Annotated in this window: 22 protein-coding genes; 8 read left to right on the top strand and 14 right to left on the bottom strand. The window is 61.3% G+C overall.

Annotated features, from left to right (window positions below; translation table 11 throughout):
* Window positions 1-95: 95 nt before the first annotated feature.
* The 8 genes from KHO23_RS25120 to KHO23_RS25085 all read right to left on the bottom strand — a co-directional run bounded on the left by KHO23_RS25120 (window position 96) and on the right by KHO23_RS25085 (window position 9,162).
* Complete coding sequence (locus KHO23_RS25120; protein WP_211614133.1) at window positions 96-1,523, bottom strand: amino acid permease; 1,428 nt, start codon at window positions 1,521-1,523, stop codon at window positions 96-98.
* Window positions 1,524-1,765: 242 nt separating this feature from the next.
* Entirely contained in the window at window positions 1,766-3,181 is a 1,416-nt protein-coding gene (locus tag KHO23_RS25115) for an NAD(P)/FAD-dependent oxidoreductase (protein WP_211614131.1), read from the bottom strand.
* Between the two features lie 19 nt (window positions 3,182-3,200).
* On the bottom strand, window positions 3,201-3,605 hold the full coding sequence (locus KHO23_RS25110; protein ID WP_211614129.1) for a nuclear transport factor 2 family protein: 405 nt from the start codon (window positions 3,603-3,605) through the stop codon (window positions 3,201-3,203).
* Between the two features lie 275 nt (window positions 3,606-3,880).
* Window positions 3,881-4,855: a CobW family GTP-binding protein gene (locus tag KHO23_RS25105; protein WP_211614127.1), complete on the bottom strand. Its 975-nt coding sequence runs from the start codon at window positions 4,853-4,855 to the stop codon at window positions 3,881-3,883.
* Window positions 4,852-6,510, bottom strand: coding sequence for an amidohydrolase (locus KHO23_RS25100; RefSeq protein ID WP_211614125.1), 1,659 nt, complete (start codon window positions 6,508-6,510; stop codon window positions 4,852-4,854). Before KHO23_RS25100 ends, KHO23_RS25105 begins: the two co-directional genes overlap by 4 nt.
* Before the next feature lie 38 nt (window positions 6,511-6,548).
* Window positions 6,549-7,934: a sodium:solute symporter family protein gene (locus KHO23_RS25095; protein ID WP_211614124.1), complete on the bottom strand. Its 1,386-nt coding sequence runs from the start codon at window positions 7,932-7,934 to the stop codon at window positions 6,549-6,551.
* Between the two features lie 18 nt (window positions 7,935-7,952).
* Entirely contained in the window at window positions 7,953-8,162 is a 210-nt protein-coding gene (locus KHO23_RS25090) for a DUF3311 domain-containing protein (protein ID WP_120295681.1), read from the bottom strand.
* Between the two features lie 268 nt (window positions 8,163-8,430).
* Entirely contained in the window at window positions 8,431-9,162 is a 732-nt protein-coding gene (locus tag KHO23_RS25085; protein ID WP_268963927.1) for a sulfite exporter TauE/SafE family protein, read from the bottom strand.
* 451 nt (window positions 9,163-9,613) lie between these two features.
* Here KHO23_RS25085 and KHO23_RS25080 point away from each other — a divergent pair, with 451 nt between their 5' ends.
* On the top strand, window positions 9,614-11,248 hold the full coding sequence (locus KHO23_RS25080) for a tyrosinase family protein (protein ID WP_211614120.1): 1,635 nt from the start codon (window positions 9,614-9,616) through the stop codon (window positions 11,246-11,248).
* 64 nt (window positions 11,249-11,312) lie between these two features.
* Here KHO23_RS25080 and KHO23_RS25075 read toward each other — a convergent pair whose 3' ends face one another.
* Window positions 11,313-12,689, bottom strand: a complete 1,377-nt coding sequence (locus tag KHO23_RS25075; RefSeq protein ID WP_211614118.1) for an MFS transporter — start codon at window positions 12,687-12,689, stop codon at window positions 11,313-11,315.
* 155 nt (window positions 12,690-12,844) lie between these two features.
* On the opposite strand from KHO23_RS25075, the gene KHO23_RS35175 reads away from it, so the two are divergent.
* Both KHO23_RS35175 and KHO23_RS35170 read left to right on the top strand, forming a co-directional pair.
* Window positions 12,845-13,270: an ArsR/SmtB family transcription factor gene (locus tag KHO23_RS35175; protein ID WP_236066988.1), complete on the top strand. Its 426-nt coding sequence runs from the start codon at window positions 12,845-12,847 to the stop codon at window positions 13,268-13,270.
* 48 nt (window positions 13,271-13,318) lie between these two features.
* Window positions 13,319-13,549, top strand: coding sequence for an ArsR family transcriptional regulator (locus KHO23_RS35170; protein WP_236066987.1), 231 nt, complete (start codon window positions 13,319-13,321; stop codon window positions 13,547-13,549).
* Here the strand turns inward: KHO23_RS35170 and KHO23_RS25065 are convergent, their stop codons facing one another.
* From KHO23_RS25065 to KHO23_RS25050, 4 genes are all read right to left on the bottom strand, one after another.
* Window positions 13,550-14,392, bottom strand: a complete 843-nt coding sequence (locus KHO23_RS25065) for a quaternary amine ABC transporter ATP-binding protein (RefSeq protein WP_211614116.1) — start codon at window positions 14,390-14,392, stop codon at window positions 13,550-13,552.
* A 21-nt stretch (window positions 14,393-14,413) separates the two neighbouring features.
* Window positions 14,414-15,382: an ABC transporter permease gene (locus KHO23_RS25060; RefSeq protein WP_211614114.1), complete on the bottom strand. Its 969-nt coding sequence runs from the start codon at window positions 15,380-15,382 to the stop codon at window positions 14,414-14,416.
* Between the two features lie 105 nt (window positions 15,383-15,487).
* Window positions 15,488-16,525 carry an ABC transporter substrate-binding protein gene (locus KHO23_RS25055; protein WP_211614112.1) on the bottom strand — a complete coding sequence of 346 codons (1,038 nt, stop codon included), beginning with the start codon at window positions 16,523-16,525 and terminating at the stop codon, window positions 15,488-15,490.
* A gap of 94 nt (window positions 16,526-16,619) precedes the next feature.
* Entirely contained in the window at window positions 16,620-16,949 is a 330-nt protein-coding gene (locus KHO23_RS25050) for a hypothetical protein (RefSeq protein ID WP_211614110.1), read from the bottom strand.
* Window positions 16,950-17,327: 378 nt separating this feature from the next.
* Between KHO23_RS25050 and KHO23_RS25045 the strand changes: the two genes are divergently transcribed.
* The 5 genes from KHO23_RS25045 to KHO23_RS25025 all read left to right on the top strand — a co-directional run bounded on the left by KHO23_RS25045 (window position 17,328) and on the right by KHO23_RS25025 (window position 22,551).
* The gene (locus KHO23_RS25045; protein WP_211614109.1) at window positions 17,328-18,242 is read left to right on the top strand and encodes a LysR substrate-binding domain-containing protein; all 915 of its coding nucleotides are present in this window, start codon (window positions 17,328-17,330) and stop codon (window positions 18,240-18,242) included.
* A 571-nt stretch (window positions 18,243-18,813) separates the two neighbouring features.
* A complete protein-coding gene (locus KHO23_RS25040) occupies window positions 18,814-19,959 on the top strand; it encodes a porin (RefSeq protein ID WP_211614108.1) in 1,146 nt (381 codons plus the stop codon).
* Window positions 19,960-20,110: 151 nt separating this feature from the next.
* On the top strand, window positions 20,111-20,578 hold the full coding sequence (locus KHO23_RS25035; protein ID WP_211614107.1) for a MarR family winged helix-turn-helix transcriptional regulator: 468 nt from the start codon (window positions 20,111-20,113) through the stop codon (window positions 20,576-20,578).
* A 16-nt stretch (window positions 20,579-20,594) separates the two neighbouring features.
* Entirely contained in the window at window positions 20,595-21,158 is a 564-nt protein-coding gene (locus KHO23_RS25030) for an isochorismatase family protein (protein ID WP_211614106.1), read from the top strand.
* 52 nt (window positions 21,159-21,210) lie between these two features.
* Window positions 21,211-22,551, top strand: coding sequence for an MFS transporter (locus KHO23_RS25025; RefSeq protein ID WP_211614105.1), 1,341 nt, complete (start codon window positions 21,211-21,213; stop codon window positions 22,549-22,551).
* 26 nt (window positions 22,552-22,577) lie between these two features.
* Here the strand turns inward: KHO23_RS25025 and KHO23_RS25020 are convergent, their stop codons facing one another.
* Window positions 22,578-24,101, bottom strand: coding sequence for a CoA-acylating methylmalonate-semialdehyde dehydrogenase (locus KHO23_RS25020; RefSeq protein ID WP_211614104.1), 1,524 nt, complete (start codon window positions 24,099-24,101; stop codon window positions 22,578-22,580).
* Between the last annotated feature and the right edge of the window lie 85 nt (window positions 24,102-24,186).

Here is a 24,186-nt window from a genome sequence, read left to right as displayed (position 1 = left end):
AGCAAGGACGCGCCGCCAACCTGACATTAACCCGGTGCAGCGGCGATCTCGAACGACCCACCGCTGCACACTGAACAGCACGCGTTAGACAAGCCTCAATGTGTACGAGGCCGATAGTCCACGAAATCCGCTTCAGTCGAAACATCTCCGCTTTTCCGGGCCCGCCACGCATACGCCACGAGCAGCACGCCGAGACTCACCACGCCGAGCCACAGCGGCGTGCGCTGGTCCGGTATGAAGGCCATGGCCACCAGAATGCCGATCATGCCGACGATCGCGAAACAGGTCAGATACGGATAGCACCACATCCTCACGCGCAGCATCTCCGGTGCCTCGCGCTCTAGCCGGGCGCGCAGCTTCAGTTGCGATACGGCGATCAGCACGTAGACAAAAATCGCCACGGTTCCGTATGAATTGACAAGGAATGCGAACACTGTGTCGGGCGATACGTATGACATGACGACCGATACATAGCCAAACAAGGTGCCGACCAGAATCGCGCGAACCGGCACGCCGCGGCGATTGACCTTGGCGAGCGCAGCCGGCGCGTCGCCGTGGCGGGTCAGCGCAAACATCATCCGCGAGGCCGCGTAAAGGCCGGAATTGAGTGCGGACAGCACCGCGGTCAGCACGATCGCGTTCATGACATTGGCGGCGGCGGGGATACCCATTGCATCGAGCGCGCTCACATACGGCGTGGCCATGCGCGGCGAATCCCAAGGCACCAGCGCCACCACGAGCAGGATCGAGCCGACATAGAAAATCAGCACGCGGGTGATCACCGAATTGGTGGCTTTGGCGACCGCCTTGACCGGCTCATGCGCTTCGGCGGCGGCAATGGTGACGATCTCGGCGCCGAAGTAAAAACCCGTCGCCGCAACGGCGCCGCTTAGCACCGGTCCGATCCCCTTCGGCATCAAGCCGCCGTGCGAAAACAGCGTCGGCATCACCGCGGCGGTGTGCATCGACGCAGGCCACAGACCCAATACATAGAGCCCGCCGAGGAACAGAAACACGACGATCGCCGCCACCTTGATGGACGCGAACCAGAACTCGAACTCCCCGTAACTGCCCACCGAGATCAGGTTGGTCGCCGTCAGCACGACCAGCAACACAAGACTGATTGCCCACGCCGGCGTATCCGGCAGCCAGAATTGAACCAGCTTCGCGCCGGCCACCGCCTCGACGGCCACCACGATGACCCAGAAATACCAGTACATCCACCCGGTCAGGAAACCGGCCAGTTTGCCCGGTCCGCGCTTGCCGGCAAAGGCGAGACGCGCGTATTCATAAAACGAGCCCACCGCCGGCATGGCGCACGCCATTTCTCCGAGCATGCGCATGACGAGCACGATCAGACCGCCGGTAATCAGAAACGACAGAACTGCCGCCGGGCCGGCCTGCCGGACCACGACGCCGCTGCCGACAAACAGGCCCGCGCCGATCACGCCGCCCAGCGCGATCATGGTCATGTGGCGCTCCTTGAGGCCGGTCTTCAGTTCACTCTTGTTCGATACTTCCATGTCACCTCCACATCCTGTTGATGCCGGCGCCGGTCGTGCGGGGCTGCATGCGCGGTGGCGTGCATTCCCGAAACCTGAGCGCCGTCAATTCGGATCGAGCGAAGTCGCTTACGCGCCTCACTGCTTCGTGTCTTTTCTTCGGACTTAACGCGCAGACCTGTCTGCGCTGCGCAGCACCGCGCGCGTGACGCACGAGGACTGGCGCAAGTCGTGCCGCGGGTGGCGCGGCACGCGGAGCGCGTTCAAGGTTTTTCGTCGCGCCGGAAATACAACTGGTAGAGCATCCGTTGCCCGATGCGGCGGAACGGTGCGAACGGATGGCCTGGCAACGGCGACGTGAAGATCGGCAGCGTCTGCTTCGACCCTTTGCCCGCGATCCGTTCAGCGAGGCGACGACCCGCCTGCTGGGAATATGACACGCCGTTGCCGCCGTAGCCCAGTGCGTAAAACACCGACTGCTTCGGATCCGGCTGGCACACGCGCGGCATCATGTCGTGGCTCACGTCCACCCAGCCCCACCATGAATAGTCGATCTGGACCCCGCGCAAGGCCGGGAATTTGCGCCCCATTCCTTCGATGAGCAACTCGTAATGGCGCGGATTCGGCGCATCCGCACCGGTGATCGCGCTACGGCTGCCGATCTGCAGCCGATTGTCCGGCAGGAAGCGATAGTAGAAACGCAAGGTACGTGTATCGGTGAGCACCTGCGTCGTTCGAAAATTGCAGGCAGCGATTTCCTGCTGCGTGAGCGGACGCGTCACCATCGAATTCGACAGGATCGGCATCACACGGCTCGTCAGCGAAGGATGCAGGTCCGGCGCCGTATACGCACCGGTCGCGATACCCACGGACCGGGCCCGCACCGTGCCGCCCGGGGTGCGCAGATGATGAATGCCGTTAATGGTTTCCCAGCCGATCACCGGGCTCGCCGGATGAACGCGCGCACCCGCTTCGCGCGCCAACCGCAGATACCCGTAGGCGAGTTTCAACGCATGAATGCCAATGCCTTCGGGCTCGTGGAGGGCGCCGGCCGCCTCGCAATCGTTGACGTACTCGCGGCGAAACGTGGCCTGGTCGATAAGCTCGGACGGGTAACCGAAAACGTCTTTCCAGACTTTGGCCTCGGCGGCGAGTTTGGCCATCATGCGCGGCCGGTGCGCGATCAGAAAGTGGCCGCCGGGTTGCGGATCGCAATCGATTTCGGCCACGAGCGCTTTGAAGTTGTCGAAGCCTTCCTGGATCTCGTCGTGCATTTTCAGCGCGACATCTTTGCCCCAGCGCTCGATCCATTGCGAACGCGACAGACGTCCCGACGCATTCTGCCCTTGCCCGCCATTGCGGCTGCTGCAACCCCAACTGGTTTTGTTGGCCTCGAGCACCACAGCCTTGATACCGTGATCGCGCGCGAGACACAAGGCCGTTGCGAGCCCCGTATACCCCGCGCCGATGATCGCCACGTCCACATCGATATCTTTCGTGATCGGACCATCGTCGGGCGGCGGCGTGCCAGCGGTCGCGGCCCAGTAGGTAGGGGCGTATTGCTTGCCGTGACCCGGTCCCGGCGAAACCAGCGGGTCGTATCTCGGGTCATACTGCGTTGCGCTGTCCCGCCCTGCGGACAGACCTTCGCCGACCCGTGTGATGACACTTTGCGCCATGTGAAGCTCCTCGTCGGCGTCAAACGTTCTGCTTCGGGCGTTCCTTGCGGAACGCGCGCTTGACTGCGATCAGACCATCGCGGAACTCGAACAGATCGCACCCTTCCGCTTCGATGCGCCAGCCTTCCGCATGCGTCCCCGTGAACACCCACTCGGACACGCCACGCTCTCCGATGACGTAATGACGGCCGTCGCCCCAATGCGCGTCCGGGAAGGTTCTGAAGACCGCTTCGAATGCTGCGCGCACCGCGTCGCGGCCGACGAAACGCGCACCATATACTTCGCTTCCGCCGGCTGCGTCGAACACACAGTCTTCGGTCATGAAGCCCATCAGCGCGGTTGCGTCGTGACGGTTGAACGCATCGGAAAATGCGGCGAGTGTCTCCGCGGTGACCTTCGATGCGGACGTTTCCATTGTGGCCATGCATGTCTCCTGCTTGTTGAATTGGATGAGACTCGTGAGCTTGCCTAAGCGGCGATCTCTTAGGGAAAAGTGTAAGTTTGGTGTTCACTCGGCGGTAGGGCCAGTGCGCCGGTTTCGCCTGGTGCAGTGGGTGTCGGGAACACGTGGGTTGACTGGCCTCGAACCGGGTTTTCGGATTCAGGCCGTTGGTGTGCGTGGTGCACGTGGTGCGCGTGGTGTGATCGGTACACTCAGTGCCATTGACACGACGAGCGCGGCACTTGCGCGAGTAGGTGTCAGTTCAGCGCTTGCGTGCTTTCGAGGCAACGCCTGATCGCGCGCTCGTCCTCGTCGCTGAACCGGCCGATCAGGACAATCGTCGATTCGGCCGCTGCGTGACCCGCGAACGGCGTGATGAGAATGCGGCCACCAACCACGTGGAGTTCTTGCGGTGAGGTGTCCTGATCCAGCCAGACGATGCCCTTCGCTCTCAACAGCGTGGAAGACAGGCTGCGAAGCGCTGCCCTGAGTTTCTTCCTGTCCAGCGGGAAATCCGAGCGGAAGGAGAAACTGCAGATATCCGGATGCCGGTTCGAAGCGCCCTCCGTCGTGACCCCGAACCCACCCGCACGGCGGCGAGGCACCACACTCGCGTCGAAGATCAACGCCGACGGTATCTGCCCATTGGTCGACTCGAACAGGATGGACGTGGTCGCGAGCGCCAACACCGCTGCCGTTGCCGTACTCTTTTCCTGCTCGGTCACGAGGTCGGTTTTGGTGAGCACGAGCGCGGTTGCGCCCGCGATCTGCCGGCGCACAATATCGCCGACGTACGGGTCGAGCAAGGTTGCGCCGATGCGCTCGGCGTCCACCGCGACGATGATCCCGATCAGCCTGAAGGCCCGGTCGAGCAGGCCGATCTGCGCGATCTTCACGGGATCGGAAACGCCGCTGGCTTCGATGATCAACAACTCGGGACGCTCAGGACGCGCGCTGATTTTCACGAGCGCGTCGACGAGACGGCCGCCGATCGAGCAGCAGATGCAGCCGTTCTCCAGATTGATGACATCGTCCGTGCGTTCGCGAATCAGCGCCGCGTCGATATTGATATCGCCGAAATCGTTGACCAGTACCGCAATCCGGCGCTGCCCCGCCATCGACAGCACGTGGTTGAGCAAGGTCGTCTTCCCCGCACCCAGATAACCGCCGAGCACCACCAGCGCAATGGGTGGCCGCACGGTCGGCTGCGACGGTGCGCTCTCGCCGTTCATTTTTTTGCCGGCGACTGAAACACACGCCCGCCCAGCACCGTGCCCCACACTTCGACGTCTTTCAACCGCTCGGGCGCGACCTCGGTTGGATCGTCCGCCAGCACGGCGAAGTCCGCGAATTTGCCCACCTCGATACTGCCGATCAGATGGTCCATCTTGAGCGTGTAGGCCGCGCCCAGCGTGATCGCGCGCAATGCGTCCGCCACGGGGATGCACTCGCTCGCGCCCAGCACACGACCGCTGGCGGTCTTGCGTTGCACGGCGCACCAGGCCGTGAAAAGCGGGCTCAACTGCGTGATCGGCGCATCCGAATGAAAGGCAAAGGGAATCCCGAGACGCCGCGCCGTTCCCGCCGCGTTCATCCGGTTCGCGCGGTCGGGGCCCATGGTCTGCGCGTAATGCGCGTCGCCCCAGTAGTAGATATGGTTGGAGAAAAAGTTGATGCACATGCCGAGTTTCGCGGCACGCGCCAACTGGCTCGCGTCCGCCATCTGACAGTGCTGCAGCGTGTGACGGTGATCGCTGCGCGGACAGGCGTCGAGCATTTTTTCGAGGGTGTTCAATACGACTTCGGTGGCTTCGTCGCCATTGGTATGGATATGGAGTTGCAGGCCGGCGCGGTGAAACGGCGTGAACACCTCCTCCAACTGGCTGGGCGGAATCAGCCACAAGCCGTTCGGCTGGCCGCCGACATAACCCGGCCACTTCAGCCGCGCCGTGAAGCCTTGAATCGATCCGTCGACGATGAATTTGACCGGACCGAACGTCAATTTTTCCGTGCCGTCACGGATCGCCGACAGGACTTTTTCCACGCCGCCCTCGGGGCTTCGCTGCGGCGCAAAGGCTGGCACGATCCTGACCGGATACTGCGGGTCGGCCGTGACTTCGCGCAGGTTGCGATTACCGAGCGCCGACAGATCGTTGACCAGATCCGTCGCGGTGGTCACGCCGGCGAGCTGCGCGACCTTGCCGAAATTCCAGATGGCCGCTTTCTTTTCGCTCGCCGCAATGGAAAGCTGGCTGCCGATCACCTCGTACACCGGGAACATGGCGGCGAATTCCTGCAGCTCGCCGGTCGGCTGGCCATCATCGTCTTTGTCGATCCCGTCAATGTCGGTGTTCTCGTCGATTCCGGCGAGCGCCAGCATGGCGGAGTTGACGTTCATCAGGTGCACGCTCGCGTGCAGCACGACAATGGGCCGGCGAGTCGACACCGTATCGAGTTCCTTGACCGACAGGCGGCTCGTGCCGAAGAAAATCGGATCGAAGCCCCACGCAAGCAGCGGCGCCGCCGCGTCCGTCATGGCACGTTGCGCTTCGGTGAGCCGCCCGATCACCTCGTCCAGCGTTTTCAGGCCTCGCCACAACGTGCCGTCGGGACCGCGCCGGTCGTAGTAGCCGAGATACACGGCGTCCCACATGGCGCCTTCCATCAGATGGCAATGCCCTTCCACGAGACCCGGCATCAACACCTTGTCCTGGAACGTGTCGTCGATCTCAACCTCGCCCCACCGGCTGACGTCCTCCAGATTGCCGACTGAGAGAATCTTGCCGTCTCGCACGGCCACATGCGTGGCGTGCGGTTGAGACGGATTCATCGTCAGAATCTTTCTGGCGGCGAAGACGGTGATGGGACCTCGTTCAGGCGAATTCATAGGTATGTGTTCTCTGATTCAGGAGGCGGGCCGAACGCTCAGGACAGCGCATGAACCGGTTTGCGCTTCCAACCGTGATTCAACACGGCGGTCACCGCGATATTGATCACGAGACACAGCAAGCCCAGGTTGAATCCCCCGAGATCGGCATGCAGCATGTAGAGGATGATCGCGAGTATCTGGCCGGTCAGAATACCTGTTGCGACGGCGGCCGGTTTGACGCGAAGCGAAAACAGAATGACCATCACGCCCGGGAAAAACTGGGTCACGCCGTAGTACGCGGTATTGATCAACGTGAGCATCAGGTTCGGCGTCAGCAGGGTCATCACGATCGAGACCACCAGGTAGATAACGATCACCGTTTTAGCGGTGGCTTTCTGCTTGCTCTCGGGCATCTTCGGCAACAGATTGCGCGTCACGATCGGGCCAATGGCGAGACAGATTCCCGTCAGCACCAACAGACCGGATAGCGAGGCGCCGGCCGCGACCAGGCCCAGCAGCCAGCCCGGCAGCAGCCGGATCGCCGCTGCAAAGAACGCTTCATTCGGCGACGCGAGGTGCAGGTTCTGACTGATCGCATAGTACGAAGCAATCACCAGGAACGGATACATCAACATGTACAGCGGCATGGCCACCTGGGTGCGCCGGATCGTGTTCGGACTGGTGGCCGTGAAGAAAACCTGCACCGCGAACGGCATCACGTAGAACCCTAACGACTGGAACAGCATGGTGCTCATCGAAAACGTCAGTTGACTGGTGTTCATGCTGTTGCTGACGTGCAGGCTCGCGGCGTGAAAAACTTCCGTGACACCCGACTCCCACGCGACCGCGAGCCCGGTGATCACAATCGCCACGACCATCAGCACGTCTTTCAGGATCGCAATGTACGCCGACGCCCGCACGCCCGAAATGGCGATATAGGTGAACGCCAGCGCCGCGGAGATCAGAATCAGATAGAGCGGGTGGAAATTCCAGCCGAGGCCCTTGAACGCGGCCACGAGCCCCGTGAATTGCAACTCGCCCCACGGCAGCAGGAACAGGATTGCCGATCCGGCGACAATCAGTTCCAGCGCGCGGCTGCCGTAGTGGCCTTTGAACAGATCGGGCAGCGTAATGGCGTTATAGCGCTTGCCGGCCTCCCAGATTTTTGGTCCGATGAAATAGCCGACGGGATACGCCAGCAGGATGTATCCCAGGAACCAGACTCCATAAGTGGGCCCCTTGGCATAGATGCCGCCCGGAAAGCCGACCATCGTGCCAATACTGTAGATTTCGCCCGCGGCGAGGAAAAAGACCAGATACGCGCCGAACTGACGGGACGCGACAAAGAAGTCATGAACGCTTTGCGCGCCGCGCCCTTTTTTGGACCGTATCGCCAGATACAGCGAGAAGAGAATCAAACCCAGAAAGACAACGGTGGACATCCGGACTCTCCTTCAGCGTCAGTGGGTTTGCGGATTTGCATCGTCCGCGCGGCGATCGAACAGACGCCAGCACACCTGCAGGCAGAGCGACGTCAGGATAAACCACGCGAAAATCCACGCATAGATGAAGGGCACGCCCAGCACGAATCGATCGACAGAAGCGACCCAGGGCAGCAGGCCGATCACGCCGATATAGGGGATGCCGATCCCAATCAAGAACTTGAGCATGAAGTCTCCGTCTGCTTTTCGTGACCGATGAAATCGTCTCTGCTGAATCCGCCCGCCATTGAGGGACCAACCCGGGTGGCGGGGGTCCGCGGCGAGCGGATGTGGCACGAAGGCCATAGCAGATGAATTGAGTATCGGTGGCCGAAAATGCACCTGACTAGTACCAGCGATAACAAATCGCCTGGTCCACATGCGGGACCCTGAGCGGACATTGCACCCGCTCGCGCGAACGTCGCACCGGCTGTTCGCAGGTTATTTTTACCCGCTTTTACGCGACCAGGGCAACCAGCCCGGAACACAGCAGCAAAGCGCTCACGACATGTTCGACCCGGCGCACGGGCACGCGCCGGCCGAGGCGTTCCCCCACGGCGACGCCGAGCACGAACACCGGCACGAGCAGTACCAGGGAACCGAGCTCGGGCGTGTGAACCTGATGCTCGGCCACGAGAAGGGCCACCACCCCCACGTAGAGCACCGCAAAATACGCGAGGAGATTGGCGCGCAACGCCGCACCCTGGCCGACGCCGTTGAGGTAGTAGACGGCCGGCGGACCGCCGATACCGCCCAGCGCGGTCAGCGCGCCGCTCATGGCGCCTGCCGTGAAGGTCGGCCGCCAGCCGCTATCGTGAAGCCAGCGCCAGCCCCGCATGTGCATCGCCGTGGAGGCAAGGACGGCGAGCGCGACGAGCCGGCGAAGCGCCACCGCGTTCTCGCTCGCCATCCACAAGGTCGTGACTGCGGTGCAAGCCATCGCGACCAGCGCGAGTGGAATCACCGTGCGCCAGCGCACTGCGCTCGCCCAGCTACGCACGCCTTGCAGCGAGGTCGCAAAATGGATGAGGACGATCAGCACGCCGGCTTCCGGCGCGGGAATCAGGAGCCCGAACAACGGCGCCATGACGAGCGCGCCGCCGAATCCGGTCAGACCTTTTGCCATGCCCGCCACCAGGGTCACCAGGGCCAGACATCCCAGTATGGAAGGGGTATCGGCAACATTCATGAGTCGTGTGTTCGCAAAAAAACGGAGAATCGAAGGTCAAATCGATTGCTGCGTTCCGCGCACGACGACATCTTCAGGAAAGGGCCGGTATCGTCGCAGCATTTCGAACACCCGTGTAGTGCCAGTGGCGTCCTTTCGATGGTGCCAACTTGGGGTTTGCGCGCCAGACGCGTCGCCATCGGTAAGCAAAATCACGCTTTCGAGTGTCATCGCCCGATCCGATTTATATCAATAAAAATTGATCCATCAACAACCATACCATATATATAGGAATACGAATTATCTCAATAAAACAAAAATTTCTTCTAAAGCTGATTGAATTCACCAACATTCGATATACGATACACAAACGCCTTGGCAGACGAACCATGCCGAACTAATCACCGCCACGCACACTTTACCCAAAATCAGCGAGTCAATTAATCCATTATTTTATTTAGGATTAGAAATCATGAAACTGCACTCTCGTCGGCACTTCCTAAAAACGGCTGCAACAGCCGTTGGTTCATCAATGTTTTCGCTGGGCACACAGGTTGCGTTTTCACAAGATAACGCCAACAGATCGGCCAGATATCGGCGCTACAACGTGTCAAGCCGGTCAGGACAACGGATGTTGCGCAGCTACGCAAAAGGAATCGCTGCGATGCTTCGACTCCCCGCCGAACATCCGCAAAACTGGTTTCGCAACGCATTCACCCATTTGATGGACTGTCCGCATGGCAACTGGTGGTTTTTCGTGTGGCACCGCGGCTACGTCGGCTATTTCGAACAGACGATCCGCGCATTGAGCAACGATCCAGATTTCGCCATGCCCTATTGGGACTGGACACAGCAACCCGGGATTCCCGAGGACATGTTCAATGGCGTACTCACCCCGACAGATCGCGCATACGAACCGTACACCGGCAACGTTGCCCGCTTCACCTCGTTCATCAAGCCCGCGCTTCAAGCCTACTGGAATGGTCTGAATAGCGCTCAGCGCGCGCAACTGAACGCGCGCGGCTATGCTACTTTCGACCTGCTTTGGGACGACGTAACAGGCTTCAGCGAAAGTGCGCATGCGGTCGTACCCGGCAACGCTGCGTACGCGGTCACGAGCGGTGCACGCTACCTGTCGCGCTTCAATCGCGGGCTCGACAAGAAGACGGCTTACGGTGTGTCACCGTTTATCGTCAATGCGGGTTTGCGGCCGGCATCCTTCAATAGCCCGAACATTACCCTCAGCTTCACTAGCTCGAAGACCGCTTCGCACGTCATGGCACCGACAGCGGCCACACAATTCTCGATCCTTGAAGCAATGCCGCACAACAAGGTGCATAACTGTATCGGCGGGGTCGGGGCGATCGACCCCGGTCCTTACGGCAACATGACTAACTTTCTGTCTCCACTAGATCCCATCTTCTATCTGCATCACGCCAACATGGATCGGTTATGGGACGTATGGACACGCAAGCAGATAGCGTTAGGACAACCCTATCTTCCTACGGGTCCTGACCTGCAGACACTCGCTAACGAGCCATTCCTGTTCTACGTGAACAGCAGCGGCCAATACATTTCTGGCAATGCCGGAGACTACTTCGACGCGACGGCTTTCAGCTATGACTACCAGCCCGGATTCGGCGAAAAATGCGTCGAAGAGCGACACGTTTCTAACGTCGGCAAGATTTCACCGCTCCAAGCTACGATTAATGCGTCGGGTGCATCCGTCGTGGTGCCTGCGCCCTTGATTCAGGGGTTGGGCGGCGAGGCCGGGCAGACATCACTGGTCGCCAGCATTACGCTGCCCCGCCCTGACGGCGCGTCAGCCCCCCGAGAGTTCGACGTTCTGATCAACGCCCCGGAAGGCGTCACGCAGGTGGATGCGGACAGTCCGTACTATGCCGGTACGATTGCGTTTTTCGGCCCCATGATGCACGGCATGAAAATGTCGAACGACGCGACTTTCTCTGTACCCCTGCGCAAGGAGTTGGGCGTGTTTTCGAACGCAGCGGGAGCGAGCGCAACGCTGAACATCAAGGTCGTGCCATCAGGTGGACAACGCGCACCTGCGTTGCCTCTGCGCGACGTGTCGATCAACGCTCTGTAACCGGTCATGCGCCGGGCGCGCTGCCGCACGCGTCCGGCGAGCGGGAGGGGCCTGACAGTGCAAGCTACGTTGCCCCTCGTTCGTAACGCGCCGCCACCGCCAAAGCGACACCCCAAACCAGCGCGGCCAGAAGCGACAAGCCGATCGCCAGATGGACCGCCACGCGAATCCCGGCGTCGAGCGGCTGGATCGCGCTCATCAATGCCCCAAAGATCGCGACCCCAAATGCGGCCCCTGTCTGCCGGCTCGCATTGAGCACGCCCGCCGCGACGCCGGCACGCGCCTTGTCCACCGCCGTCATCAACGCGGCGGTGGCCGCCGGCGTAATCACCCCCGCGCCGAAGCCGACAGCAGGAAAGCACAGCGCTATCCGCCAATACGGCGCATCGTCCGCGAGCGCGGCGAGCCCGGCAAACCCCAGCGCATAGAGCAGGAAGCCGCCGCAAACGAGCCGGTGCGCGCCATATGCCCTGTTCAATGCACCGGATGCGAAGCTGCCGATCGCCACCATCACGGTCAACGGCAGAAATGCCAGGCCGGTTTGCAACGGCGACCACCCGCGAGCCGACTGGAAATACAGGCTCAGCAGAAAAAACAAGCCGTAGAATACCAGGCCGGAAATCAGCGAGGCAAAGGCGGATGCGGAAAACACCGGACTCCGAAAGAAGTGTAAAGGCAGCATCGGCTGTTTGCGTTTTGTCTCGACCATCACGAATGCGATCCATGCGACGAGCGCAACCACGGCGCCCGCACGTATCGCGCCCGCGTGCCACCCGAACTTCGCGCCCTCGATCAATACGGCGACCGACGCGCCAAGCGCCACGATCGCGAGCATCTGACCGGCCACATCGATCGACCTGTCCGACGCGGCCGGACGGATCGAATCGACGCGCGTAGTCAGCCAGGCGCCGATCAAGGCGATCGGCACATTCACCAGAAAAATGCTTCGCCAGCCCAGCAGATGAATCAGCAGGCCACCGGCGAGCGGTCCCGCCGCCATCGCGATGCCGCCGCATCCGGCCCACACGCCGATCGCGCTGGCCCGCTGCCGCGCGACCGGAAAAGCATGATTGATCAGGGTCAGCGAACACGGAACCAGGCACGCCGCGCCGACGCCCTGCGCGATCCGCGCGGCAACCAGAATCCGCAGATCCGGCGCCAATCCGCATAACGCCGACGCGCAGGCGAAAATCAGCAATCCGCCGAGATAAACGGTCTTGGCCCCGATCCGGTCGCCGAGTGCGCCACCGCTCAGCAGCAAGCTCGCAAAGGTCAGCGTATAGGCGTTGACCACCCATTGCAGGCCACTGATATCCGAGCCCAGACTGGCCGCAATGGGCTCCAGCGCAACGTTTACGATCGATGTGTCCAGTATGACAATGACGTAGCTGAGGCTCGTCGCGATCAATACCCGTTTCTGATATTCACGTTCAGTGTTCAAGAGTCCAGCCTCTGGTTACCGGTTCGCCGTTGACTATAAGGCGGCCTGCACAGAGAATGCTTCGGGCTGTATCGAAGTGTCAGTGAGAACAAACGAGCGATTTTTCACCTGCCAACAGGCATCAAACGCGCGTCAATGAAGGACGGTGCAAATAAATGGGCCAGCACAATATTGCGAGCGTGGCGCACCTGATCGCCGAGCCGGTTCGTTCGGTGATGCTGATCACGCTCGCCGACGGCCGCGCCCTGTCGGCCAGCGCGCTTGCGCAAGCGGCGGGCGTCACGGCGCAGACCGCCAGCTCGCACCTCGCCAAACTGCTCGACGGCGGCTTGCTGAGCGTGGAAAGCAAAGGCCGGTATCGCTATTACCGGCTCGCCGGGCCGCACGTTTCGCACCTGCTTGAAAGCCTCGCGTCAGTCGGGCCGGTGACCCCGGCCTGGCGCACTACGCCGAGCCGGCCGGCCCAGGCGCTGCGTTTCGCGCGCTGCTGCTACGATCACCTGGCGGGTCAGATCGGTGTCGCGGTGACGCAAAGCATGCTCACGCGGGGCTTGATCGTCGAGGCCGGCGAGCGCGAATAGGCACTTACCACGCATGGCTGCGAGTGGCTGCGGCAACTCGGCATCGAGATGGGCGATCCGGGGTTCGAGCGGGTGGGCCATGCCCGTCAATGTCTTGACTGGACCGAGCGGCAATATCACGTCGCGGGGCCGTTAGGCGCCCGTCTGATGGACGCCTTCATTGCGTGGGGCTGGATGCGCAAGTCGCCCACCACGCGGTCGCTAACCGTTACGGCGCTCGGCTGGGAAGGACTCGCGCAACATTTCGGCATGGTGCGCGAGGCTTGCGAAGCGGGTTAATCAATCCTGGGCCACGCCGGCCGAACCGCGATCCGAGCGGCGCTCGACAAAGCGCCTCACATAGTCGTCCGCGGGGCGCGTCAGAATCTCGTTGGGCGTTCCCTCCTGCACGAGTTTGCCGTCGCGCAAAATCGCGATGCGGTTGCCGATCCGCAGCGCTTCGTCGAGATCGTGCGTGATGAACACGATCGTCTTCTTCAGGGTAGCCTGCAGTTGCAGCAACTGGTCCTGCATCTCGGTGCGAATCAACGGATCGAGCGCGGAGAATGCTTCGTCCATCAGCAGCACGTCCGTATCCGCCGCAAGCGCACGGGCCAGCCCGACCCGCTGGCGCATGCCGCCGGATAGCTCGTCCGGATAGTGTTCGTCGTAACCGTTCAGGCCCACCTTGCCAAGCCAGACCCGGGCTTTCTCATTAGCCTCCGCCTTGCTTTCGCCACGCACCCTCAGCGCGTACGCCGTATTGTCGAGCACGGTCTGATGCGGCAGCAGCCCGAAATTCTGGAACACCATGCTGACCTTGTAGCGGCGCAGATCACGCAGACCTTGTGCGCCGAGCTTGATGACGTCCGAACCGTCGATCACGATCTCGCCGGCCGTCGGCTCGATCAGCCGGTTGAAATGGCGCACCAGGGTCGACTTTCCTGAGCCGGACAATCCCATGATCACGAAGATTTCGCCCGCGCCGATATGCAGGCTGACGTCGTTCAGACCGACATTGCAGCCGGTCTGGGCGAGCACATCGGCCTTGCCTTTGCCGCTTCTCAACAGGTCGAGCACGCGCGCATGGCTGGTCGGCGGCCCGAAAAGCTTGTACACGTGGTTGACTTCAATCGCTGCCATGTCTGTCTCCTCGTTTTCCTGTTACCTTGCGGTGCGGGTTTCAAGCCCGTCTTCAGCCGACGATGTTTCTTCCGTATTCGTGCTGCTCGCACGATAAGGAATACGCGAAGCCGCTTTCGCCTTTCTGCGCTGCGCAATCAGGCGTCGCGTGCGGCGGTCCTGGCCATAGCCCTGACTGATGCGGTCGATCACGATCGCGAGGATCACGATGGCGATACCCGCCTGGGTTCCCTTGCCCACATCGAGTGTCTGAATGCCGGCCAGCACATCTTCGCCAAGCCCGCGCGAACCGATCATCGAGGCGATCACCACCATCGAGAGCGCCATCATCGTGGTCTGGTTGATGCCGGCCATGATGCTGGGCCGCGCGAGCGGCATCTGCACGTTCACCAGCAACTGCCAGCGCGTCGTGCCGAAGGCGCGCGCCGCTTCGACCACCTCGCTATCCACATGACGGATGCCGAGATCGGTCAGGCGAATCAGCGGCGGCAGCGCATAGATGATCGTGGCGAGGATCGCCGGCACCTTGCCGAGGCCGAACAGCATCAACACCGGAATCAGATAGACGAAGCTCGGCAGCGTTTGCATGACGTCGAGCGTCGGCAGGAGGACGCGCCGCAGCCATGCACTGCGCGAGGTGAGAATGCCGAGCGGCACGCCGAGCGAGACCGACAGCACGGTGGCCACCAGCATCAACGCGAGGGTCTGCATCAGCTTTTCCCACAGGCCGAAGCAGCCGATCGCATAGAGCAGCAGCATGAAGAAGCCGGCAACGCTCAGGCGTCGCGTCGCATTCCACGTCACCGCGCCGACCGCAAGCAGGATCAGCCAGGGCGGCACGGCGCGCAGCCCACCTTCGAGCGGCACGAGCACATAGCGCAGGAGCACGATGCTGAACTGGTGGAAGCTGTCGCCGTAGCGGGTCACGAACGATTGCACGGCATCGTTCACCCAATCGGCAATCGAAAGATGCAGAAAAAACGAATGCATAAACCATCCTCCACTACAAGTGGACAGCAGGCGCTACGACACCTGCTGTCCGGCACGAAGCCGCAAGACCTCGTGCCGTCGAAATCCGCCTGACGTTACCGACTGTCAGGCGCCAGCAAGTGAGGCCTGCACTTTCGACGCGACGTCGGCAGGCACCCATTGCTTCCACATCTCCGGATGCGTGCGCAGGAATTGCGTGGCCATGGCAGAGCCGTCGACTTTCTTCGTGCTCATTTCGAGGATCGTGCTGCTCAGGAAGTCCATCGGGAACTTGACCTTGCCGAGCATCGTCATGAGTTGCGGGTCGGCTTCGTAAAACGGCGTGGAGACGCCTACGGTGACATGCGAGACCATGTACGAGGAGGCGCATTGCGAGGTACTGCTTTCGTCGCGCAACGTCTTCCAGCAAGCGTCGTTATACGCAGGCATCTTCAGTTCGACAAACTTGTACTTGGCCATCAGCGCGGCCGGGCCCCAGTAATAGAACACGATCGGCGCGCCGCGCTGGTACGCGGAAGCGATCGCGGCGTCGAGCGCGGCGCCCGTGCCCGGGTGGAAGTTGGTGTAGCTCGCATCGAGCTTCAGCACCTTCAGCAAACGTGTATTGACCCGTTCGCAATCCCAACCCGTCGGGCAGTTGAGAAAGCGGCCCTTGTCCGGTTCCTCGTCATCGGCGAATACGCTCTTGTACTTGGGCAGGTCGGTCACCGAAACGAGGCCCGCTGCGACCGGCTTGATACCGCGCGTGGGATCGCCCTTCACGACATATTCCGGTACGAACCAGCCCTCCTTCGTGCCACCCGGCAAGGTATCGCCGACCAGCTTGACGGTGCCCGAGGCCACGGCCTTCGCGGTGATCTCGCTGCGCCCGGTCCACTGCTCCGCCCACACCTGCACGTCGTTGTGCGCAAGCGCGGTTTCAGTGGCCGCCGTGCTGCCGGGCACGACATCCGTCTTGCAACCGTAACCCTTCTCCAGGATCTGCCTTAGCACCTCGGTTGCGAACGAGCCGCTTTCCCACGTAATGCCCGCGAAATGCACCGTCTTGCCCTGCGCACACCAGCTATCCGCCGCGTGCGCGGAAGCGCCGGTCAAGGCCATGGCGGCGGCGCACAGTACCACCCGAAGTTGTCTCAATTGCATTATCGATCACCCTTGAAGCGTTGAATTGTATTGAATCGGCATGCGCGAGAGGCCGCCCCTCTTCCTCACATGCCGGTGAGGACACGCCGTGCGCTCAAGCGAGCAGGCGCTTCCCGGACGGATAGTCGGACAGCCGTTCCACGCCGCTGTCATCGCGTACAGACACCTGCTCGTCCAGCTTGACGCCTTCACCTCCACCTTCATGACCGATATCGCTTTTGATGCACTGCGTCGTGCCGGGCTCGATCACGCCGTCATAACCCGTGGCGTCGTTGTCCTCGCGATCGACGACGTACGGGTATTCACCGATCATGCCGACACGCTGCGCGAGCGTGAAAAAGCGGCACGTTGGGTGCGGACCGGGAATCTTCCAGGCCCTGGAGACGGACTTGTGGAAGTTCGTGCCGGCGCGTACGTTCTCCATATCGAATGCATGCGTTCTTCGGCGAGCTTGCCGACAGTGTTTTGCGCCGCTGTTGCGGGACCGTCGCCGCCCAGGACGGTACGCGAGAATTCCGCGTTTTTCCAGATGCCCGCTTCACACGGACAGCGGCAGTGAAGCGCTCCATCGCCTGAGCGACATAGTTGCGGTGCACAATTGCGTGGACCAGAATCACGTCGCGGGTGACGGTGTCGCTCAAATCGTTGCAGTCAGCATCGGCAAGAGGAAAACGGCGTGACAAGGCGAGACTCCGGATAGGGGTTCGGACTGATTTGTAACGGGGGTGTTTTCGACAACAATCACCCCACTAACACCCCTATGTTTTGATCGCCAAATTTCTTTGGAAAGCGAGTAATTCCGATGGCTTCCATCAGCGGACCCGATTGGTCCAAACTGAGTTCTCTGGATCCCGAGCTGGTGCGGGCATTCGTGGCCGTCGTCGATAGCGGCGGCTTCACCGCGGCGTCGAAATTGCTGCACCGCACTCAATCGACCATCAGCTTGCGGATCCGCACGCTGGAGGACCGGCTGGAAACGCACATGTTTCTGCGTAACAGCCGACGGCTGGCGTTGTCGCGCGATGGCGAGAATTTTTTGATTCACGCGCGGCGGATTATTCAGGTGCAGAACGAGGCGATCGCCGCATTGAACCGCAGTAGTAGCGATGGCGTGATCCGGTTTGGCCTGCCTGAGGATTATGCAGAACTGTGGTTGCCCGAGTTGCTCAGAAAATTCTATGCGCTGCGGCCGGGCGCGCGGCCGCATATTCATTGCCGTATGTCGCTTGAGTTGCTCGAGCGGTTGCAGGCTGGGGAGCTGGATCTGGCTTTAGTGGTGCGGCACGGGTCGCAGACCAGTGGGCGGCATCTTGGACGTCAGGAAGTCGTGTGGGCCGCGCATCAGGATTTTGTTCTGAAACCTGGGGCGCCGGTGCCGCTTGCCCTGTTTCCTGAAACCTGCTGTTATCGGCAACGGGGGCTTGAAGCGCTCGCCGCGCTTGATCGGGAGTATCAGGTTGTTTATACGAGTCAGAGTCCTACCGGGATCAGGGTCGCTGTTAATCATGGGGTGGCTGTTACGATCATCGATCGGCGTACGCTGCCGGATCACTGGCGGGTGCTGGGGGTTGAGGATGGGATGCCGGCTATGCCTTCGGCGGATCTTGAGTTGCATCGGGCGTCGGTTTGCCGGGATCCGGCGGTGGATGTGCTGGCAGGGTTGATTGAGGAGATGGTGGAGGGGCGGGGGAGTAGGGTTGTGGCGGTTGCTGCTTAGGTTTTGCTGTCTGGTTGATTTTGATGTTGGCCTTTTCTTGACTTGTTAGTGGTCTATTGGCGTTGCCCCTGTGCGGGGCGGCACCTACTTTTCTTTGCCTGCCGCAAAGAAAAGTAGGCAAAAGAAAGCGGCTCAAACCGCTAATTTTTAAGCGGGTCCCCTGGCTCGGAGGGGCTAGTGGTGCATCTGGAATCCGTGTTTTCGCACATTCCGCGTGAGTGACAAGGGCGTCATACTTCCGGCGGCGCTGCGCGCGCCGACGCGCACTTCTAAAACCGTTTGTCTCCCTTCCTTATCTCGGCTTGTTTCGTCTGGGCGCTTCTGGTCGGTTCTCGCCTCTACTCGTTTGTTTTGACTTGCCTGGTCTCGCTTCGCGCAGCGTTCACCCTCCCCTCCCACTCGCATGATTCGCATCGCGGACGTTCCGTGATTCGGTTGCCGCTTCTTCCAGATAACACTCCATCGGCGTTTCCGATTGATGCCATCAGAATTCCTCGCTTTGCAAAAAGTATTGGCCGGAAAATCATGCGCAGGCTACCTGCCAATACATCCAAAACATCATGGAGATCTTATGAAGAAGAAAATCCTCGCTATCGCCCTGGCCAGTGCCGCCGCTTCCCCCGTTTTTGCACAAAGCAGCGTCACGCTCTATGGGGTCATCGACGAAGGTATCGACTACACAAATAACGTCGGGCACGGTAGCGTCGTGGAACTCGCAAGCGGCTACGCACAAGGCAGCCGCTGGGGCATGAAAGGCTCGGAAGATCTCGGCGGTGGTCTCAAAGCAATCTTTCAACTCGAAAACGGCTTCGACCTGAACTCCGGTCGGCTCAATCAAGGCGGCCGCATGTTCGGCCGGCAAGCCTACGTAGGCCTCACCAGCGACCGCTTCGGTACCGTTACCCTAGGCCGTCAATACGATTCAGTAGTCGACTATCTCGCGCAAACCACCGCCAACGGCAATTGGGCAGGCTATCTGTTCGCCCACCCGTACGACAACGACAACACGGATAACTCGTTCCGTGTCGATAACACCATCAAATACGCCAGCCCGGAAATCTCAGGGTTCCAGTTCGGCGGTACCTATAGCTTCAGCAACGATACGAATTTCGCCAACAACCGTCAGTACAGCTTCGGCGCCCAATACGCAAACGGTGGCCTGCTGGTCGCCGCAGCCTATTTGCAAGCGAATAACCCCGGCGTCGGTTCGAACGGTGCCATCACCGCGAACGACGCAAGCTTCATCGCGGGCCGCATGCGCGTGTTCGGCGGCGGTATCAACTACACGTTCGGCTCGGCAACCGTCGGCTTCGCGTACACCAACTCGAATTACAAAGACCCCACCGGCAACGGCTATATCGGCATCCCGCTCGCCGCGAACGGCGTCCAGCTAAATACGCTGAAATACCAGAACTTCGAAGTGAACGGCAAATACCAGATCACGCCCGCATTCTTTGTCGGCGCGCAGTACGTCTACACGATGGAGACATACGACGCCTCGACAGGCAGCGTGAAGCCCAAAATCCACTCCGTCGGACTAATGGCGGACTACAACCTGTCCAAACGCACGGACGTCTACGTTCAAGGCGAGTATCAGAAGGTCGCAGGCAGCTCGACCAACTCCATTCTCGACGACGCATTCATCCCCGGTACACAGTCTCCCTCGTCGACGCAGAATCAGGTCGTAGCGCGCGTAGCACTTCGCCACAAGTTCTAAGCGGCACACCACCGCGAGCCTCGCTTCACCTGGATCAGTCAAGCCAAACACGGAATGCGTGGCCCGCCTCGCATTCCGCTGCCCATTCCGTCAACTTGACTCCCGGCAGATGCGAAGGTAACCTACGAAGGTAACCTTCACATCTGCCGGTATGTCCAGCAACGACACTCAGCCCACGCGGCCCCCTTCCGATCCCAACGCCCTGCATGCAACGGCAGAGGACCTGCGCGTCCTCGTCGGCAAGTTGCGCCGCCGGTTGCGCGAAGAAGCGCATGTGGGCGATTTCACGCCGTCTCAGGTGCAGGTTCTCCTCCTGCTGGAGCGCGAAGGTCCCGCAACGGTCACTACGCTCGCGCGCATTCAGGGCATGCGTCCGCAATCCATGGGCGAGACGCTTTCAGTTTTGAAAGCAGCCGGACTCGTGAGCGGCGCGCCCGATCCGAACGACGGGCGGCAAACCGTTCTGTCCCTCACGCCCGCCTTTCGCAAGAAGGTCAAAGCCAGCCGCGCGGCACGCGAAGACTGGCTATTCCGTACGATCCAGACCCGCTTCTCCGCAGCCGAACAGAAACAGCTCGCGATCGGCGTCGATTTGCTCAAACGCCTCATCGATTCGTAACGTTCAGGAAACCACCATGGCTCTCACCACGCTCGACGCAAAGACCGCATTGGTCGTCATCGATTTGCAGCGCGGCATTGTTGCGCTGCCCACCGCTCACCCCACCGGCGAGATCGTCAAACGTTCCGCTGACCTGGCCGATGCATTCCGCCGTCACGGTCTGCCCGTGGTGCTCGTCAACGTCACGGCCGGCGCGCCGGGCCGCGCGGAGCAGTCGCGTCACACCGGCGATTTCCCCGTCGGCTTTGCGGACCTCTTGCCCGAACTGAATCAGCAGCCGTCCGATCATCTGGTGAGCAAGCGCACCTGGGGCGCGTTCACGAACACCGACCTCGATGCCTATCTGCGCCAGCAAGGCGTCACGCAAGTGGTGCTGGTCGGCGTGGCAACCAGTATCGGCGTCGAGTCCACCGCGCGTTTCGCACACGAACTCGGCTTTAACGTCACGTTCGCAGTCGACGCAATGACGGACATGAACCTCGACGCCCATACCAACAGCATCGCGCGAATCTTCCCGCGCCTCGGCGAAACCGGCACCACGCAAGACGTTCTCGACCTGCTCGAAAAAACGCGCGCATGAAGACTCGTTTTAACCGCCGCACGGTGCAGATCGTCCACACGGAGAGGTTCCGGTGAGCAGCACATTCCGTTCGCTGCGCACGTTCAACTACCGGGTCTGGGCCAGCGGCGCGATCGTCTCCAACATCGGCACATGGATGCAGCGCACGGCGCAGGACTGGCTGGTGCTCACGGAACTCACGCATCACAATGCAACGTCCGTGGGCATTGTGATGTCGCTGCAGTTCGGGCCGCAAATGCTCCTGCTGCCCCTCACCGGCTATGCGGCCGATCATTTCGACCGCCGCAAGCTGCTGTTCGCCACCCAGGCGGCAATGGGCACACTGGCGTTATGCCTGGGGCTCCTTACCGTGACCGGCCTCGTGCAGCTATGGCAGGTCTATGTATTCGCGGGCCTGCTCGGCTGTGTCACCGCGTTCGATTCACCGGCGCGTCAGACCTTTGTCTCCGATCTGGTGAGAGAAGCCGATCTGTCGAACGCGGTCGCGCTGAACTCCACCTCGTTCAACGCGGCACGCATGATCGGCCCCGCCGTCGCGGGGCTGTTGATCGCCTCGGTGGGCACCGGCTGGGTGTTTCTGATCAACGGGCTCTCGTTCGTCGCCGTGCTCGGCTCGCTGCGCATGCTGCGCATCAGCGAACTGAATTTGAAACCACGTGCGACACGCGCGCGCGGCAGCTTCGTGGAAGGCTTCAAGTATGTGTGGACCCGTCCCGATCTGAAAGCCGCGCTGTTGATGATGTTTCTGATCGGTACGTTCGGGCTGAACTTCCCGATCTTCATCTCGACTATGTCGGTCACCGCCTTTCATGCGGGCGCAAGTCAATACGGCGTGCTGAGCTCGACCATGGCGATCGGCTCGGTGACGGGCGCGCTGCTCGCCGCACGCAGAGCGAAACCTCGCATGGCCCTGCTGCTCGGCGCAGCGGCGGTTTTTGGCGTGGGCTGCACGGTCGCCGCGCTAATGCCGAACTACGTATTGTTCGGCCTGGCACTCGTCGTGGTTGGCGTGGCGACACAGACGTTCAACACATCAACGAACAGCCTCGTGCAAATCTCCACCGAGCCGGCCATGCGTGGCCGGGTCATCGCGATCCTGCTGGCCATCGCGCTAGGCGGCACGCCACTCGGCGCGCCGGTGGTGGGTTGGGTCGCGGATCGCTTCGGCCCGCGTTGGGCGCTCGGCGTCGGCGCGGCATCGGGCTTCGCCGCGGCGCTCGTCGGCTTGATCTATCTGGTGAAGTATCGTCAGTTGCGCGTGTTTGTCGACGCGGGCCGGTTGCGCTATAGCATCGACGACCCACGCCAGGCGCCGCCTTACGTCAGCCCGGCAACTGCGGTGCAGACTGCCGTGCTGAGCGAAGCGGAAGAAGATTCGTCCGCTGGCGTTTAGAGCGTATTTAAGGGCTACGTTGCTGCTTACTTCGCGACCGGCATCGTGAATTCGGCACCCTTCGCGATGCTATCCGGCCAGCGCTGCATGATGCTCTTGTAGCGCGTGTAGAAACGCACGCCCTCTTCGCCATACGCATGGTGATCGCCGAACAGCGAACGCTTCCAGCCGCCGAACGAGTGCCATGCCATCGGCACCGGAATCGGTACATTGATGCCGACCATGCCCACCTGAATCTGCCGGCCGAACGCGCGCGCCACGCCGCCATCCGACGTGAAGAGCGACACGCCGTTGCCGAATTCGTGCGCGTTGATCAACTCGACCGCGCTCGCGAAATCGGGCACGCGCACCACCGCCAGCACCGGGCCGAAGATCTCTTCTTTATAGATCTTCATTTCCGTACCGACCTGGTCGAACAGCGTACCGCCGATGAAGAACCCGGCTTCGTTCACGATCGGATGCGCACGGCCATCGACGATCAGTTTCGCGCCTTCCGCCACACCCGAGTCGATATAGCCAGCCACCTTGGCCTTATGTTCGGCGGTAACCAACGGACCCATTTCCGCGTCGAGGTTTTCGCCGTTCTTGATCACCAGCGATTTCACGCGCGGCACCAGACGCTCGATCAGTTCGTCGGCGACATTGCCCACCGCCACCGCGACTGAGATCGCCATGCAGCGCTCGCCAGCCGAACCGTAAGCAGCGCCGATGAGGGCGTCGACAGCCTGGTCCAGGTCGGCATCCGGCATCACCACCAGATGATTCTTCGCGCCGCCGAGCGCCTGCACACGCTTGCCGCGCTTCGACGCTTCCGTATAGATGTATTCGGCAATCGGCGTGGACCCGACAAACGACAGCGCCGCGACGTCCGGGTGTTCGATCAGCGCGTCCACCGCCACCTTGTCGCCGTTCACGACGTTGAACACGCCGTCGGGCAGACCGGCTTCTTTCAGCAGTTCGGCAATGCGCAACGACGCCGACGGGTCACGCTCCGACGGCTTCAGCACGAACGTGTTGCCACACGCCAGCGCAACCGGGAACATCCACATCGGCACCATGACCGGGAAGTTGAACGGTGTGATCCCCGCCACGACGCCCAGCGCCTGACGCAGATTCCAGTTGTCGATGCCGCCGCCGATCTGGTCGGTGAAGTCGGTCTTCAGCAGATTCGGAATGCCGCAGGCGAACTCGACGACCTCGATGCCGCGCACCACTTCGCCTTGTGCGTCCGTGAACACCTTGCCGTGCTCGCGTGTGATCAGCATGGCGAGTTCGTCGTGATTCCGGTTCAGCAGTTCCTTGAACTTGAACAGAATGCGGGCGCGCTTGAGCGGCGCGGTCTCGCTCCAGGCGGGAAAGGCGGCCTTGGCGGCCTTGACCGCGGCGTCCACTTCCTCGACCGATGCCAGGGCAACCGAGCCCGTCACCTGACCCGTAGCGGGATTGAACACGTCCTTGAAACGGCCGCTCGCCGATGCAACCGGCGCGCCGCCAATGTAATGGCCCAACTGCTGCACCGACAAGTTCGCTTGTTCGTTCACTGCATTCATTTCGATACCTCGTGTTCGGGATAGACCGCTAGAGTCGATCCGCAAACTGTATCGACGGTGCCGGTCATATTCCCGATACAGCACA

This window comes from Paraburkholderia haematera (assembly GCF_905220975.1).
GTDB classification, from domain to species: Bacteria; Pseudomonadota; Gammaproteobacteria; order Burkholderiales; family Burkholderiaceae; genus Paraburkholderia; species Paraburkholderia haematera.
This window is presented reverse-complemented; position numbering and strand designations above follow the sequence as displayed.